13 protein-coding genes and 1 other RNA gene are annotated in these 12,939 nt (G+C 65.1%); 10 read left to right on the top strand and 4 right to left on the bottom strand.

All coding sequences use genetic code 11. The features are described from left to right. Positions 1-23: 23 nt before the first annotated feature. A complete protein-coding gene (locus XdyCFBP7245_RS08660) occupies positions 24-668 on the bottom strand; it encodes a DUF4198 domain-containing protein (protein ID WP_104615289.1) in 645 nt (214 codons plus the stop codon). A 281-nt stretch (positions 669-949) separates the two neighbouring features. Between XdyCFBP7245_RS08660 and XdyCFBP7245_RS08655 the strand changes: the two genes are divergently transcribed. The 3 genes from XdyCFBP7245_RS08655 to XdyCFBP7245_RS08645 all read left to right on the top strand — a co-directional run bounded on the left by XdyCFBP7245_RS08655 (position 950) and on the right by XdyCFBP7245_RS08645 (position 3,624). Next, positions 950-1,468, top strand: a complete 519-nt coding sequence (locus XdyCFBP7245_RS08655; RefSeq protein ID WP_104615288.1) for a c-type cytochrome — start codon at positions 950-952, stop codon at positions 1,466-1,468. A 61-nt stretch (positions 1,469-1,529) separates the two neighbouring features. Continuing rightward, positions 1,530-1,605, top strand: a non-coding RNA gene (locus XdyCFBP7245_RS08650) — sX9 sRNA. 300 nt (positions 1,606-1,905) lie between these two features. Continuing rightward, the gene (locus XdyCFBP7245_RS08645; protein WP_104615287.1) at positions 1,906-3,624 is read left to right on the top strand and encodes an ExeM/NucH family extracellular endonuclease; all 1,719 of its coding nucleotides are present in this window, start codon (positions 1,906-1,908) and stop codon (positions 3,622-3,624) included. Positions 3,625-3,913: 289 nt separating this feature from the next. Here the strand turns inward: XdyCFBP7245_RS08645 and XdyCFBP7245_RS08640 are convergent, their stop codons facing one another. Continuing rightward, positions 3,914-4,300 carry a MerC family mercury resistance protein gene (locus XdyCFBP7245_RS08640; RefSeq protein WP_104615286.1) on the bottom strand — a complete coding sequence of 129 codons (387 nt, stop codon included), beginning with the start codon at positions 4,298-4,300 and terminating at the stop codon, positions 3,914-3,916. A gap of 61 nt (positions 4,301-4,361) precedes the next feature. Between XdyCFBP7245_RS08640 and XdyCFBP7245_RS08635 the strand changes: the two genes are divergently transcribed. Next, positions 4,362-5,687 (top strand): GTP-binding protein, encoded by a 1,326-nt coding sequence (locus tag XdyCFBP7245_RS08635; RefSeq protein WP_104615285.1) that lies wholly within the window; start codon positions 4,362-4,364, stop codon positions 5,685-5,687. A gap of 165 nt (positions 5,688-5,852) precedes the next feature. On the opposite strand, the gene XdyCFBP7245_RS24885 is transcribed toward XdyCFBP7245_RS08635, so the two are convergent. Next, entirely contained in the window at positions 5,853-6,446 is a 594-nt protein-coding gene (locus tag XdyCFBP7245_RS24885; protein ID WP_104615324.1) for a type III secretion protein, read from the bottom strand. Between the two features lie 1,177 nt (positions 6,447-7,623). Beyond that, entirely contained in the window at positions 7,624-8,499 is an 876-nt protein-coding gene (locus tag XdyCFBP7245_RS08625) for an EamA/RhaT family transporter (RefSeq protein ID WP_170068576.1), read from the bottom strand. A gap of 66 nt (positions 8,500-8,565) precedes the next feature. Here XdyCFBP7245_RS08625 and XdyCFBP7245_RS08620 point away from each other — a divergent pair, with 66 nt between their 5' ends. From XdyCFBP7245_RS08620 to XdyCFBP7245_RS08600, 6 genes are all read left to right on the top strand, one after another. Then, positions 8,566-9,228 carry an alpha/beta hydrolase gene (locus XdyCFBP7245_RS08620; protein WP_104615283.1) on the top strand — a complete coding sequence of 221 codons (663 nt, stop codon included), beginning with the start codon at positions 8,566-8,568 and terminating at the stop codon, positions 9,226-9,228. A gap of 78 nt (positions 9,229-9,306) precedes the next feature. After that, on the top strand, positions 9,307-10,401 hold the full coding sequence (zapE, locus tag XdyCFBP7245_RS08615) for a cell division protein ZapE (RefSeq protein WP_104615282.1): 1,095 nt from the start codon (positions 9,307-9,309) through the stop codon (positions 10,399-10,401). Between the two features lie 223 nt (positions 10,402-10,624). Continuing rightward, entirely contained in the window at positions 10,625-10,780 is a 156-nt protein-coding gene (locus XdyCFBP7245_RS24025) for a hypothetical protein (RefSeq protein ID WP_158255504.1), read from the top strand. Between the two features lie 101 nt (positions 10,781-10,881). Beyond that, positions 10,882-11,343: a MarR family winged helix-turn-helix transcriptional regulator gene (locus tag XdyCFBP7245_RS08610; protein WP_055853609.1), complete on the top strand. Its 462-nt coding sequence runs from the start codon at positions 10,882-10,884 to the stop codon at positions 11,341-11,343. Positions 11,344-11,442: 99 nt separating this feature from the next. After that, positions 11,443-11,871 (top strand): organic hydroperoxide resistance protein, encoded by a 429-nt coding sequence (locus tag XdyCFBP7245_RS08605; RefSeq protein ID WP_055853607.1) that lies wholly within the window; start codon positions 11,443-11,445, stop codon positions 11,869-11,871. 19 nt (positions 11,872-11,890) lie between these two features. After that, complete coding sequence (locus XdyCFBP7245_RS08600) at positions 11,891-12,922, top strand: alpha/beta hydrolase (RefSeq protein WP_104615281.1); 1,032 nt, start codon at positions 11,891-11,893, stop codon at positions 12,920-12,922. The last annotated feature ends 17 nt before the right edge of the window (positions 12,923-12,939 follow it).

Genomic DNA, 12,939 nt, shown 5'->3' with positions numbered 1-12,939 from the left:
ACGTGGATGAGCGGGAGCGATGCTTATTCGGCGACGAAGGTGAGTGTGCTGATGTGATGCACCATCGACACCTGCTTGCCGGCGATCTCACGCGTCACCGGCTCCTTGTTGTTGACCACCAGGATGTGGCGACCGGCGCGCAGCGCGGGCAGGGTGACCTGGCCGTTGTCGTCGGAGGTCAGGGTCTTTTGCCACTTCTGCGGGTCGATCACGGTGACCTCGGCCTTGGGCAGCGGCTTGTTGCGATAGAGCACGGTCAGCGTGCTGCCGTTGGCGGCGGTGGGCACTAGCTCCAGATCGAGCTTGCCCGCCGGCGTGCTGCGCCCGGCACGAGCGTAATAGCTCACCGTCTCGAACCCGCCGGCTTCGCCCTTCCACGGCTCGAACACGCTGTCATCGCGCAGCCATGCATCGCCGGCGCCAGCCAGCGGCGCGGTCAGGACGTCGTTGCCGCGCGTCAGGGCGCCAGCCTTGCCGGCGGTGCCGAACACGCTCGGCTTGACCACGCGCTTGATCTCGTCCTGGCCGTGGTCGAGGGTCTCCTGCGCGGGCTCGCCGAAGAAGATGCGGACCGGGCCGCTGCCATCGCGTTCGATCCAGATTTCGTGGGCCTGGGCGGACACACTGATGCTGGCCAAAGCCAGGCAGGACAGCAGGAAGGACTTCATGGCGGCGACTCCTCGTAGACGGGACCGGGCGAGGCAGCAGGCGCGTCACCGTGGGTTGATGGGAATGATACGCAATTCCCTTCGCAGAGACCAACGTGTCATGCGGCATTGCGGCAATTCGTCGGCGGGCGCGAGCGTGGCCGCGCACGGGAGCGACAGCCCGTCAGGGCGCAGCGCACATCGCGGCAAAAACTGTCATGCACGCTGGTCAGACTGGCATGAAATGTGCTCTATACTCCGGCGCTAGCAGAGGTCTTCGACCAACAGCCAGGGGTGAGCGCGTGCGGAATTACGACCTCGAGTTCCTGAAAAAATTCTCGATGGTGATCGGTTTACTGGTGGTGATCACCCTGGGCTTGATCGCCCTGGCAGCCTATTTGCAACGTGCCATTCCCGATGAGGTCTCGCCGACTGCCGCCAAGCGCGTACAGCAGCGCATCGCACCGGCTGGCGCGGTGTATGCCGGCACCACCGGTGCAGCCGCACAGGCTGCGGCCCAGGCGGCCGCGCTGGCCAAGGCATCCTCGCAGTCCGCCTACGGTGGCACCACCGACGGCAAGACCATCTTCAACAACCTGTGCACCGCCTGCCACACCACCGGCGTGGGCAAGGCGCCGACGCTGGACCATTCGCATTGGGACGCGCGTATCGCCCAGGGCAAGGACACCTTGTACAAGCACGCGATCGAGGGCTACACCGGCCCGGATGGCGGCATCATGCCGGCCAAGGGTGGCAACCCGGGGCTGACCGAAGAACAGGTGCGCGCCACTGTCGACTGGATGCTGGGCAATCTGAAATAAGAGCGGCTAACAAACCGACCGTGCTCATCGCCAGGCGAGCGCGGCCGGTGCTGGGTGCGGCATGGACTACGCGTCCACTCCGGTTCCTCCACGCCGTCCACGCCCAGCTGACGACTGTTCGCTACGTTTTGCTAACCGCTTCAAGTCGTTGCGGGATCGGGCCTGGCTGAAGGCCGGCCCGTGTCCACTGCGGTGGGGGAGTCTGCTGAGGCGGCTTGTCGGGTCGATTGCGCTTCGTTGCACGGTCGGCCAGTCAGCGCCGCACGACAACCGCGCTCACCCGCGGCCATTGGTTTGCACCATCTGTTCTGCATCATCTGCCGACGGATGATCTGGCGGCACTTCACTGCGGTTTGTTAGCCTGCCTCTGCGCCCCTGCCATCACGCGCCGCCTTTGGGGCGGCGTTTGCGTTTGATCCATTTTCTGGAGTGTTTCGATGTCGCGTTGCCCGCTGCTTGTGCTCGGTGTGATCGGTGTGCTGGCGCCGCTGCTATGCAGCGCGGCAGGTAGCGCGCCGCAGCGTTTGTCGATTGCCGATGTACAGGGCGAGGACACCCGCAGCCCCTACGACGGCCGCGTGGTCGACGTGGAAGGCATCGTCACCGCCGATACGCGTGCCGGGCTGGCCGGCCTGTTCGTGCAGCAGCCCGGCTTCGAGCCGCGGCGCTCGCATGGGCTGTTCGTCACCGGTGCCGGCAATGTCGAGGTGGCGGTGGGCGATCGCGTCCGCATCGTCGGCACAGTGCGCGAGGTCTCGGCAGGCGGCGAGGCGAGTCTGACGTCGGTGGATGCCAGCAGCATCGAACGGCTCGCCAGCGGCCAGCCGGTGCCGGTGCGGATGCTCAGCGGGCCGCCGGCCAACTGGGAAGCGCTGGAAGGCGAGCACGTGCGCATCGCCGCGCTGACGCTCAACGGCAGCGACCGTCTGGACACCTACGGCGAGCTGGTCGCCGCATTCGGCGGGCGGCTGTGGCAGCCGAGCGAAGTGGCCGCCGCCGGCACCCCGGCCTTTGCCCAGGTCGAAACCGAGAACGCGCGCCGCCGCGTGCTGCTGGACGATGCGCGCAATGGACGCAGCCCCAAGACGGTGTCGTATCTGCAACCCGAGGCGGTGCTGCGCAGCGGCAGCCTGCTCAAGTCGGTCGACGGCATCGTCGACCAGCGCTACGACGGCCAATACCGCATCCAGGTGCTGAACCCGCTCACGCTGCCGGCCATGCCGACGGCGGTGGCGCCGCAGGTCGGCGGCGATCTGCGCATTGCCTCATTCAATCTGGAGAACTTCTTCAACGGCAATGGCCGCGGCGGCGGTTTCCCGACCAAGCGCGGCGCGCGCACGCACGAGCAATTCCAGGCCCAGCTGACCAAGCTGGTTGCCACCATCGTGCCGCTGCAGGCCGACGTGGCTGCGCTGATGGAGCTGGAAAACGACGGCAACGGCGCCGATGCGGCCATCGCGCAGCTGGTGGCCGCGCTCAACGCCGCCGGCAAGGACAAGGACTGGCAGTTTGTCGATACCGCCAGCGGCCCGGGCGAAGACGCGATCCGGGTCGGCATGCTCTATCGCAGCGCGCAGGTTACCCCGGTGGGCAAGCCGGCCACGCTAACCGGCGGGCCGTTCGACAACCACAGCCGTGTGCCGCTGGCGCAGGCGTTCCGCAGCAGCCGCGGCGCCACCTTCGTGGTGGTCGCCAACCACTTCAAGTCCAAGGGCTGCGGCAACGCCAGCGGCGCCGATGCCGACCAGCAGGACGGCCAAGCGTGCTGGAATGCCACGCGCACCGAATCGGCCAAGCGCCTGCACCAATGGCTGCAGACCGACCCGACCGGCGCGCAGACCAAGCTGGCCGTGTTGCTGGGCGACTTCAACGCCTACGCAATGGAAACGCCGATGCGCAGCCTGCGCGCCAGCGGCTGGCAGGACGCCTTTGCGGTGGCTGGGGTGAAGCAGCCCTACAGTTACGTCTACGACGGCATGAGCGGGCGCCTGGACCATGCGCTGCTCAGCCCGGCGATGGCCAAGCAACTGCGCGGCGCAGTGGAATGGCACGTCAATGCCGATGCGATGGACGCCGCCGGCTACGCCAAGCGCAACCTTCCCGGCCCGTGGCGCAGCTCCGATCACGACCCGGTGTTGTTGGGCTTTTCGTTGTAGGCGACGCCGGGGCGCGGTGATCGCGGCGGTGCTGGTGCGCGCATGCAGCGGCCAACTACATACGTCGCCGTGTTGCCGGATCACGAAGGCATGTTGTCGCCGATGCCTGCGATCAGGCGCGTGTGCAGCAGCGACGCCGGCAAACGCCATCGCGCCGATAGCCGGTGCAGCGATCGCAGCGGCGAGTCTTCGCCAAAACGGCCATCAGCGCGTGTGATTGCACCGCCTGCGCGCAGTTTGAACGCCATCGTCTACAACGCTGTCTAGGCCGGGCCGGGCCGCAGCAGGTTTAGCTCTCACACCGCCCCACGCGGCGGCGCAGCCGCAGATTGAGCAGATGCGCGCTGGCCAGCAGCAGGCTGCCGGTGACCGTGATGGGGGTTTCCAGGGTACCGCCTGCAATGCCGCTGGCGCCCAACGCCAGGCCGGCCAGTCCAAGTCCCGCCAACACCCACACCGGCGCCGGTAGCGCGTGGCGTCGATGCGTGCTCCACAGCGCGAAACCGCTCAGCGGCACCGCCGCAGCGGCAAACACCACGTGCACCCATTCGGCCCGGCTCCAGGCACCCAGCAGTGGCAGCGCAACGGCCAGCAGAGGCAGTGCCAGGCAATGCAGCAGGCACAGGCCGGACAAGGCGATGGCCGAGGTATCCAGTAACGAAGCGGTTGCACGCATGGACACGGTCTCGTTGAGTAATTGTTATATAGTAACACTTCACTCTCCCGAGGTTGTCCGGATGTCCCTGTCCCCCGCCCGCGATCCGCGTCTTCCCGTCACCGTGTTGTCCGGTTTTCTGGGTGCCGGCAAGACCACCTTGCTCAACCGCATCCTCCACAACCGACAGGGCCTGCGGGTGGCGGTGATCGTCAACGACATGAGCGAGATCAACATCGATGCGCAGCTGGTGCGCGACGGCGGCGCCGCATTGCGGCGGACCGAAGAGACGCTGGTGGAGTTCAGTAACGGCTGCATCTGCTGCACGCTGCGCGACGACCTGCTGCAGGAAGTGCGCAGGCTGGCCGAGCAGCGCCGCTACGACTATCTGCTGATCGAATCGACCGGCATCGCCGAACCGATGCCGGTGGCGGCCACCTTTGCAGTACGCGATGCGGACGGCTTCAGCCTGTCGGATGTCGCGCGCCTGGACACCATGGTGACGGTGGTGGACGGCAGCCGGTTCTTGGAGGATTTTGGCTCGGCCGCCACGCTGGCCGAGCTGGGTCAGCAAGCCGGGCCGGACGATACGCGCGGCGTTGTCCAACTGCTGGGCGAACAAGTCGAGTTCGCCGATGTGCTGGTGATCAGCAAGTGCGACCGTATCGATGCATCGCAGCTGCAACGTCTGCGCGCGGTGCTGCGTGCGCTCAATCGCGAGGCGGCGATGGTGGATGCGGCGCACGGGGATGTGCCCTTGCATCAGTTGCTCGATACCAAGCGGTTCGATTTCACCCGTGCGCAGCTGGCGCCGGGCTGGATGCAGGAACTGCGCGGTGAGCACACGCCGGAGACCGAGGAATACGGCATCAGCAGTTTCGTGTATCGCGCACGTCGGCCGTTCCACCCGCAGCGGTTTGCGCGCATGGTGCACAACGGGCTGCCGCAGGTGATCCGCAGCAAGGGATTTTTCTGGTTGGCCAGCCGCATGGATTGGGTAGGCGAGTTGTCCAGCGTGGGTGGCGCCACCCAGACCAATGCCGCCGGCTTCTGGTTTGCCGCACGTCATCGCGTGGATGCGCAATCGATCGGCGAGCGGCTGCAGACCAGCATCACGCCGCTGCCGTACACCGACATCGGTTGGCAGCGGCAGCAGACCCAATGCTGGACCGCGCCGCTGCCGCAGCTGCATGAAGTGGGCGATGCCATCGAGTACGTCGCCATGCAGCGGCTCTGGCACCCGCTATGGGGAGATCGTCGCCAGGAGCTCGCCGTGATCGGTGTGGAGATGGATACGACGCGCACGCGCGCTGCGCTGGACGCGTGCCTGCTCAGCGATCACGAACTGCGCCAGGGCCCGGCGCAATGGCAACTGCTGGAGGATCCGTTCCCGCAGTGGGAGCGTTGATGGCGGCGTCAATCACGCCATCGCCATCTGTGTGCTCGTCGCCCGGACGCGGGCTGGCGGCTCCCGGCGTGGCGTGCGGAATGCGCCGCCACGTGCCGTGGTGTCGGATGCCGGATGTGCGGCATCCGGGCGGGGTGAATTTGCGCTGAACCGACGTTTGGATCTTCAGTAGTAGCCGTTGTCGAGTGCCTCCTGATGGGCATCTCTTTCTTTCTCGAGGGACTGTCGACGCTCTTCGGCAGTGGTTGGGATGCTTGCCATCAGGCGTGGCGCTCCCAGCCTTTCCAGTTGATCGTCTGTGCTTTTGACGATCTGTTCCAACGCAAGCATGTTTTGGTAGCCGTGCATCATGCGTTCCAGACGCTCTATCTGGCGGTCGTCTGTGTTTCCTTTCTTCAGAGACTCCAGCCGGCGTTCTGCGCGCGCGTAGTTTGCGTCCAAGACGCTTCTTTCGATTTTATTGTCGGCGAACATTTGTCGCAGTTTGATTAATTCGCGTCGATTGTGCTGCATGACGTCCCCCTGGACCATGGAATAACCGCTGGTCGTGGTTCGCGGTGCACGGATGTCTTGCATCGGTGCAAGTGCGACCAACAATGCATCGAGCTGACTCTTGCGGACTTCATTGCGCTCGGCAATCAGGGTCGCAAACTCAACGAGCAGCTGCTGCTCTTCTGGAGTTGCCTTCCGGCGTTCCTTCAGCAGCTGATTTTTAACTGCTCTGCAGTGCTGGTTGATCTCTAGCAACTGCCGATCCAGGCTGCGCAGCGAGCGTTGCCGACTGAGCTGTGGGGCCGGAGAAGGCATCGGCGCTGGCTTGGGTGGAATCGCCAAGGAATGTCTTGTAGGTGGGGCTTGCTCCAGCTGATTGTCGGTGCTTTCAGCCATCCGTTCCAGCGCAAGCATGTTTTCATAGCCCTGCATCATGCGTTCCAGCCGCGCTATCTGGTCGTCGGGTGCGTTGCCTTTCTTCAGAGACTCCAGCCGCCGTTGTGCGCGCGCATAGTTTCTGTCCACGACGCTTCTTTCTTCTTTGTCGCTGAATTTTTCTCTTATCTTGCGTAACTCGCGTCGATTGTGCTGCATGACGTCCATCTGGACCCTGGAGTGACCGCTGGTCGTGGCTCGCGGTGCACGGATATCTTCCATCGGTGCGAGCGCTACCAACATTGCATTGAGCTGACTATCGCTGACCTCCTTGCGCTGGGCGATCAGGGCCTGACGCTCATCGAGCAGCCGCAGCTCGTGCGGCGTTGCCCTCCGGCCTTCCTGTAACAGCTGATTTCTAATTGCGTGGCAGTGCTGGGTGATCTCTGCCAGCTCCCGATCCAGGCTGCGCAGTGAGGGCTGCCGATTGGGCGGCAGGGCTGACGAAGGCGCCGACGAAGGCTTGGGCGTGATCGGCATCGAATGCGATGCTGGCATGCGCTGCGGCGGCGGTTGCTCCTTGTCGCGGCGCATTGTTTCGGGGATGGGTGATTGAAAACGTTCATCGACGCGGTCTTGCCTCCCCTGCATCTGCTTGGTGCGACCGGGCATTGCGTTGGGCGACATGGGGGTGGTGCGCGGTGACGGACTCTCTGCTGTTTCAAGTGTCGGGGAGCCCATGCATGTCAGAGACAGCTGCTTGCGCAGCAATGTCAGCGATTTACGCGCTGAGGCGAGCATGCCGCGTTGAGATTTCGATACGCCTTGCGCTGCTGCGGACTTGGGGGCTTGAGAGAGCGCGTGCTTGGGGGACGTGCTGGCCTTTGACGTTGGCGTATCGGGTGAGGCTGGGCCGTGCGGTTCAGGGGCGACTCGATAACGGCTGCTCGAGAATGGATTCACGCGCATCACACACTCCCTTTGCTGGACCTGCTCTCAGAATAGCCAGTGCTGCAACCTCCCGCAGAGGCGAGTTGCGAACCAGCGTCGCGCCAGCCGAAAGCGCTTATCAGCTCAAATGCATCCCCCAGGCAATGGCAGCAATCGCCGGGGCCGCCAACAGCAGCCCCATCCACCCACGCCGGCCGATCCGCTCGCCAAACCCCAAGTTGCCCACGAGCGCTCCCAGGATGACCACGCCCAGATTCATGCTGGCGAAGACGGTGGCCGGGCTATGCGGCAGCAGCTGATGGGCGCGCACGTAACACAGGATGTTGCCGAAATTGAGCGCGCCGATGAGTACGCCGGCGAGCAGGTTTCGAAAGCTCAGACGCGCAACACGATCGCGGCGGATGCATTGAACGCCAAGCATCAGCACAAATGCCAGCGCAAAGCACAGCGTCAATGACGTCAACGACGGCGTACCGGCCTGTGCGATGTGCTTGAGCAGCAGATCGATGAGGGCAAAGCCCATCCACACCCCCGCCAGCCACGGCCAGCCGATCGACGGCGGCGCCGCATCTGCACCGCCGTCGTGACGTGGCCGTTGCAGGATGCAGACGATGGCCAGCAGTCCAAGGCCCAGTCCAGCCAGCTTCCAGCCGTTGACCGGCTCGCCAAACAGGGTGAAAGCCGCTGCCAGCGAGAGCAGGAGCGACAGCCGTTGTGCAATATCGGTACGTACGATGCCGGCGGTGGCCACCGCGCGTGCCAGCAGCATGAAAATCGAAGGCAATGCCCCCGCCAATGCAAACAATGCCAGCCAGGGCATGGTCGGGGCGCGCAGCGTGTCCAGTGCCGGATGCAGGGTCAGCCATGCCAGCAGCGCGGCGGTGGCGTAGTTCCAGGTGATCGCCTGCGCAGCGTCCACGCGATAGTGCGGCAGCAGCTTGAGAACCACCGACACCAAAACACTGCAGACAACGGCAAACAGCAGAAAATGCATGGGCAACGCAACGAAGTGTGCAGGCAGGGCGATGAACGCGGCCGGCGGGGCGGCTATTATGAGGGCATGTCCAATCCTCCATTTCCCACCGAATCGGCAGCGTTGACGCTGGACGGGCCGGTCGGTCCGCTCGATGTCGCGGTCGACCTGCCCGAGCCGGACGTTGTCGCCCAGCCGGTCACCGCTATTTTCTGCCACCCGCTCTCCACCGAGGGCGGCAGCATGCACAACAAGGTCGTCACCATGGCCGCGCGCGCGCTGCGCGAGCTTGGCATCGCCGTGGTGCGTTTCAATTTCCGCAGCGTGGGCACCTCGGCCGGCAGCTTCGATCACGGCGACGGCGAGCAGGACGATCTGCGCGCGGTGGCCGATTGGGTGCGTGCGCAGCGGCCCGGCGACACGCTCTGGCTGGGCGGCTTCAGCTTCGGTGCGTATGTGTCGTTGCGTGCTGCCCGCGCGCTGGCGCCGCAGGTGCTGATCTCGATCGCACCGCCGGCCGGACGCTGGGATTTCAGCGACGTGCAACCGCCGGCGCAGTGGTTGGTGGTGCAGGGCGATGCCGACGAAATCGTCGACCCGCAGGCGGTGTACGCCTGGCTGGACACCCTGGAGCAGCAGCCCGAGCTGGTGCGCATGCCCGACACCAGCCACTTCTTCCACCGCAAATTGATCGACCTGCGCGGTGCGATCCAGCATGGTGTCCGGCGCTGGTTGCCGGCCGCTGTCTGACCGCGGCATGGACCACGCGTATCGCCTGGCGATGCGCCGTTGAGCGGGCAGGGCAGCAGCCGGCCCGCGGAGAAGGTAATGAGTGAGATGACCCCGTCGCAGCGCTACGCCGCCGGCGTACAACGCGGCGACTGGCGCGCCGATCCTGCGCAGCAGGCGGCACTGGCGGAGCTGGACCGGATCCACGAGGCCTTGGTGGACAGCGCGCAGGACGGCTGGCTGGACCGGCTGTCGGCGTTCTGGAAAAAGCCCGAGCCGGTGCGCGGCCTGTATTTCTGGGGTGGCGTGGGGCGCGGCAAGACCTTCCTGGTCGATCTGTTCTACGACGGCCTGCCGATCAAACAGAAATACCGCACGCACTTCCACCGTTTCATGCGCGGCGTGCACGAGCAGTTGCGCGAACACGCCGGGCAAAGCGATCCATTGGCCAAGATCGCCCAGCAATGGCGCGAGAATCTGCGCGTGCTGGTGCTGGACGAATTCTTCGTCACCGACATCGGCGATGCGATGTTGCTGGCGCGCCTGCTGGAGCGCCTGTTCGCCGAAGGCGTGACCCTGGTGACCACCTCCAACACCGCACCGGAAAACCTCTACGCCAACGGCCTGCAGCGCGACAGCTTCATGCCGGCGATCGGGCTGCTGCAGAAATTCTGCGTGGAGCTCTACGCCGAAGGCACCGAGGATTACCGCATGCGCGCACTCACGCGCTCACCGGTGTATCGCGCGCCGCTGGATGTGCAGGCCGACGACTGGCTGCTGCAGCGCTGGAGCGAGTTGAGCGGCAATGCCGAGGCACGCGGCGGCAATATCGAAATCGAAGCGCGCAAGATCCCGGTGCGCGCGCGCGGCAAGAGCATCGCCTGGTTCGACTTTGCTGCGCTGTGCGAAGGCCCGCGCGGCCCGGCCGATTACATCGAGATCGCCCGCGAATTCACCACCGTGTTGCTGGGTGGCATTCCGCATTTCGATCGCATGAACGAGGATGCCGCGCGGCGCTTCGTCAACCTGATCGACGAGCTATACGACCGCCACGTCAATCTGGTCTGCACCGCGCAGGATGCACCGCCAGCGTTGTACAGCGGCCAGCGCCTGGCCGGTGCCTTCGAGCGCACCGCCTCGCGTTTGATCGAAATGCAGAGCGCCGAGTATCTGGCCACTGCGCATCGGGCGTGAGCGCGCACGCGCGTCCTGCGCCGGGGCGCTACAAGATCGGCGCCATCGAAGAAGTGTGCGGGTAGAGCCAGTTTGGCGGCGGCGCGTTGTTGAACGAGATGCCATGGTTGCCTATCTACCCGTGACCCGTGACCCGTGACCCGTGACCTGTGACCCGCCAGCCGATGCTGCCGCCTGTCATGCCGGATGACCTGTTCCTGCCAGCCACTGGCTGCATGACGGCATGGCCGTGACGCTGTCTGCAGCGATCGAACGGCGCAACGACGGCGACAGCCAGGTTGCGCTGGGCACGTTCGCCATCCATCGGCAGAACGAACGCCACGCCATCGCGTCGAGCCATGCCAAGACCTGGCCTGCCGGTGTCGACAGGCGCCGGTAGGGGCCAGACGAACGTATGGCGACAAGGCTCCAGCAATCCATGGCAAACTAATTTCAAAAAATCGCTTGCAATTAAATAGTGCGCTATGTAAATTGCAGCCCATGGACACTGTCACCGCCACCAACGACCGCACCAATGCCCTGCTGCAGCTGGATAACCAGCTGTGCTTCGCGCTGTATTCGGCCAACCTGGCGATGCACAAGCTCTACCGCGGGCTGCTGAAGGATCTGGACCTGACCTATCCGCAGTACCTGGTGATGCTGGTGCTGTGGGAGACCGATAGCCGCAGCGTGTCGGAAATTGGCGAGCGGCTGTATCTGGATTCGGCCACGCTGACGCCGCTGCTCAAGCGGCTACAGAGCGCGGGCCTGGTCACCCGTACGCGCGCCGTCAGCGACGAGCGCCAGGTCATCATTGCGCTGACCGATGCCGGGCGCGCGCTGCGCAGCAAGGCCGGCCGCGTGCCGGAGCAGGTGTTTTGCGCCTCGGCCTGCTCGTTGGACGAACTGCGTCAACTCAAGCAGGAACTGGAAAAGCTACGCTCCAGCCTGGGTGCGGGATAAGCCTGTCCTCGCATCCAATCGCTTGATTCGTTAAATAGCACACTATTTAATCGCTAACAATTTGTTAACCGCGCACTGCGCTCACTCAGGAGAACCACCATGGCCTCACCCGAAAAGATCCTCTACACCGCCCACGCCACTGCCACCGGCGGCCGCGAAGGCCGTGCCGTGTCTTCGGACAATGCACTGGACGCCAAGCTGTCCACCCCGCGCGAACTCGGCGGCGCTGGCGGCGACGGCACCAACCCGGAGCAGCTGTTCGCTGCCGGTTACGCCGCCTGCTTCATCGGTGCGATGAAGGCCGTGGCCGCGCAGGACAAGCTCAAGCTGCCGGGCGAAGTCAGCATCGACAGCAGCGTCGGCATCGGCCAGATTCCTGGCGGCTTCGGCATCGCGGTCGAACTGCGCGTTGCCGTGCCGGGCATGGACAAGGCCGAACTGCAGGCGTTGGTCGACAAGGCCCACCAGGTCTGCCCGTACTCCAATGCCACCCGCGGCAACATCGACGTCACCCTGACGTTGGCCTGATTCCACCCCGGACATCCCCATGAAACCCTACGCATCGTTGCTGTTGGTTGGCACGTTGGCGTCGGCAATCGGCGGCGCGCTTGCCGCGCCGACCGATTCCAGCGCACCGGCCGCCTCACCCAAGGTCCAGGCCTTCCTGGACGCGCTCAACTCCTCCGGCGGCAAGCCGATGGAGCAGCTCACCCCGCAGCAGGCCCGCAAGATACTGGTGGACGCGCAGGCCGGCGCCACGCTGCCGGCCGCCGAGGTCACCCGCAAGACCATCACCGTCGACGGCAAGCCGCTCGGCCTGGTGGTGATCAAGCCGCCGGGCAGCGCCGGCAAGACCTTGCCGGTGTTCATGTTCTTCCACGGCGGCGGCTGGGTATTGGGAGATTTCCCCACCCATGAGCGGCTGATCCGCGATCTGGCGCGCGCCTCGGGCGCGGCAGCGGTCTACGTGGACTACAGCCCGTCGCCGGAAGCGCGTTATCCGGTCGCCATCCACCAGGCTTATGCGGCCACCAAGTGGGTTGCCGAGCACGGCGCCGAGCTTGGCGTGGACGGCACGCGCCTGGCGGTGGTCGGCAACAGCGTGGGTGGCAACATGGCGACCTCGGTGGCCTTGCAGGCGAAGGCGGCCGGCACGCCGGCACTCCGCTATCAAGTGCTGTTGTGGCCGGTGACCGATGCCGCGTTCGACAACGGCTCCTACCAGCAGTATCAGCAGGGCTATTTCCTCAGCCGCAACATGATGCGTTGGTTCTGGGACAGCTACACCACCGACCCGAAGCAGCGCCGCGAGATCTATGCCTCGCCGTTGCAGGCCAGCGTGGAGCAGCTCAAGGGCTTGCCGCCGACCTTGATCCAGACCGCCGAGCTGGATGTGTTGCGGGATGAAGGCGAAGCCTACGGCCGCAAGCTGGACCAGGCCGGTGTGGACGTCACCGTGACCCGCTACAACGGCTTGATCCACGATTACGGCCTGCTCAACGCGCTCAGCGAGGTGCCGGCAGTGCGCACCGCCATCCGTCAGGCGGGCGATGAGTTGCAGCAGCATCTGGCCAAGTAACCGTGGTCGTTGACCGC

The sequence above is a fragment of the Xanthomonas dyei genome, from assembly GCF_002939865.1.
GTDB lineage: Bacteria > Pseudomonadota > Gammaproteobacteria > Xanthomonadales > Xanthomonadaceae > Xanthomonas > Xanthomonas dyei.
Note: the sequence above shows the minus strand (reverse complement) of the source record. Positions and strands in the feature narration are given on the sequence as shown.

What these genes read in the sequence shown, in the direction of transcription:
- zapE (WP_104615282.1), top strand. Translation starts at nt 9,307, where the DNA reads ATGAGTGAGATGACCCCGTCGCAGCGCTACGCCGCCGGCGTACAACGC.
- XdyCFBP7245_RS08635 (WP_104615285.1), top strand. Translation starts at nt 4,362, where the DNA reads ATGTCCCTGTCCCCCGCCCGCGATCCGCGTCTTCCCGTCACCGTGTTG.
- XdyCFBP7245_RS08660 (WP_104615289.1), bottom strand. Translation starts at nt 668, where the DNA reads ATGAAGTCCTTCCTGCTGTCCTGCCTGGCTTTGGCCAGCATCAGTGTG.
- XdyCFBP7245_RS08640 (WP_104615286.1), bottom strand. Translation starts at nt 4,300, where the DNA reads ATGCGTGCAACCGCTTCGTTACTGGATACCTCGGCCATCGCCTTGTCC.
- XdyCFBP7245_RS08620 (WP_104615283.1), top strand. Translation starts at nt 8,566, where the DNA reads ATGTCCAATCCTCCATTTCCCACCGAATCGGCAGCGTTGACGCTGGAC.
- XdyCFBP7245_RS08645 (WP_104615287.1), top strand. Translation starts at nt 1,906, where the DNA reads ATGTCGCGTTGCCCGCTGCTTGTGCTCGGTGTGATCGGTGTGCTGGCG.
- XdyCFBP7245_RS08600 (WP_104615281.1), top strand. Translation starts at nt 11,891, where the DNA reads ATGAAACCCTACGCATCGTTGCTGTTGGTTGGCACGTTGGCGTCGGCA.
- XdyCFBP7245_RS08610 (WP_055853609.1), top strand. Translation starts at nt 10,882, where the DNA reads ATGGACACTGTCACCGCCACCAACGACCGCACCAATGCCCTGCTGCAG.
- XdyCFBP7245_RS08625 (WP_170068576.1), bottom strand. Translation starts at nt 8,499, where the DNA reads ATGCATTTTCTGCTGTTTGCCGTTGTCTGCAGTGTTTTGGTGTCGGTG.
- XdyCFBP7245_RS08605 (WP_055853607.1), top strand. Translation starts at nt 11,443, where the DNA reads ATGGCCTCACCCGAAAAGATCCTCTACACCGCCCACGCCACTGCCACC.
- XdyCFBP7245_RS24025 (WP_158255504.1), top strand. Translation starts at nt 10,625, where the DNA reads ATGGCCGTGACGCTGTCTGCAGCGATCGAACGGCGCAACGACGGCGAC.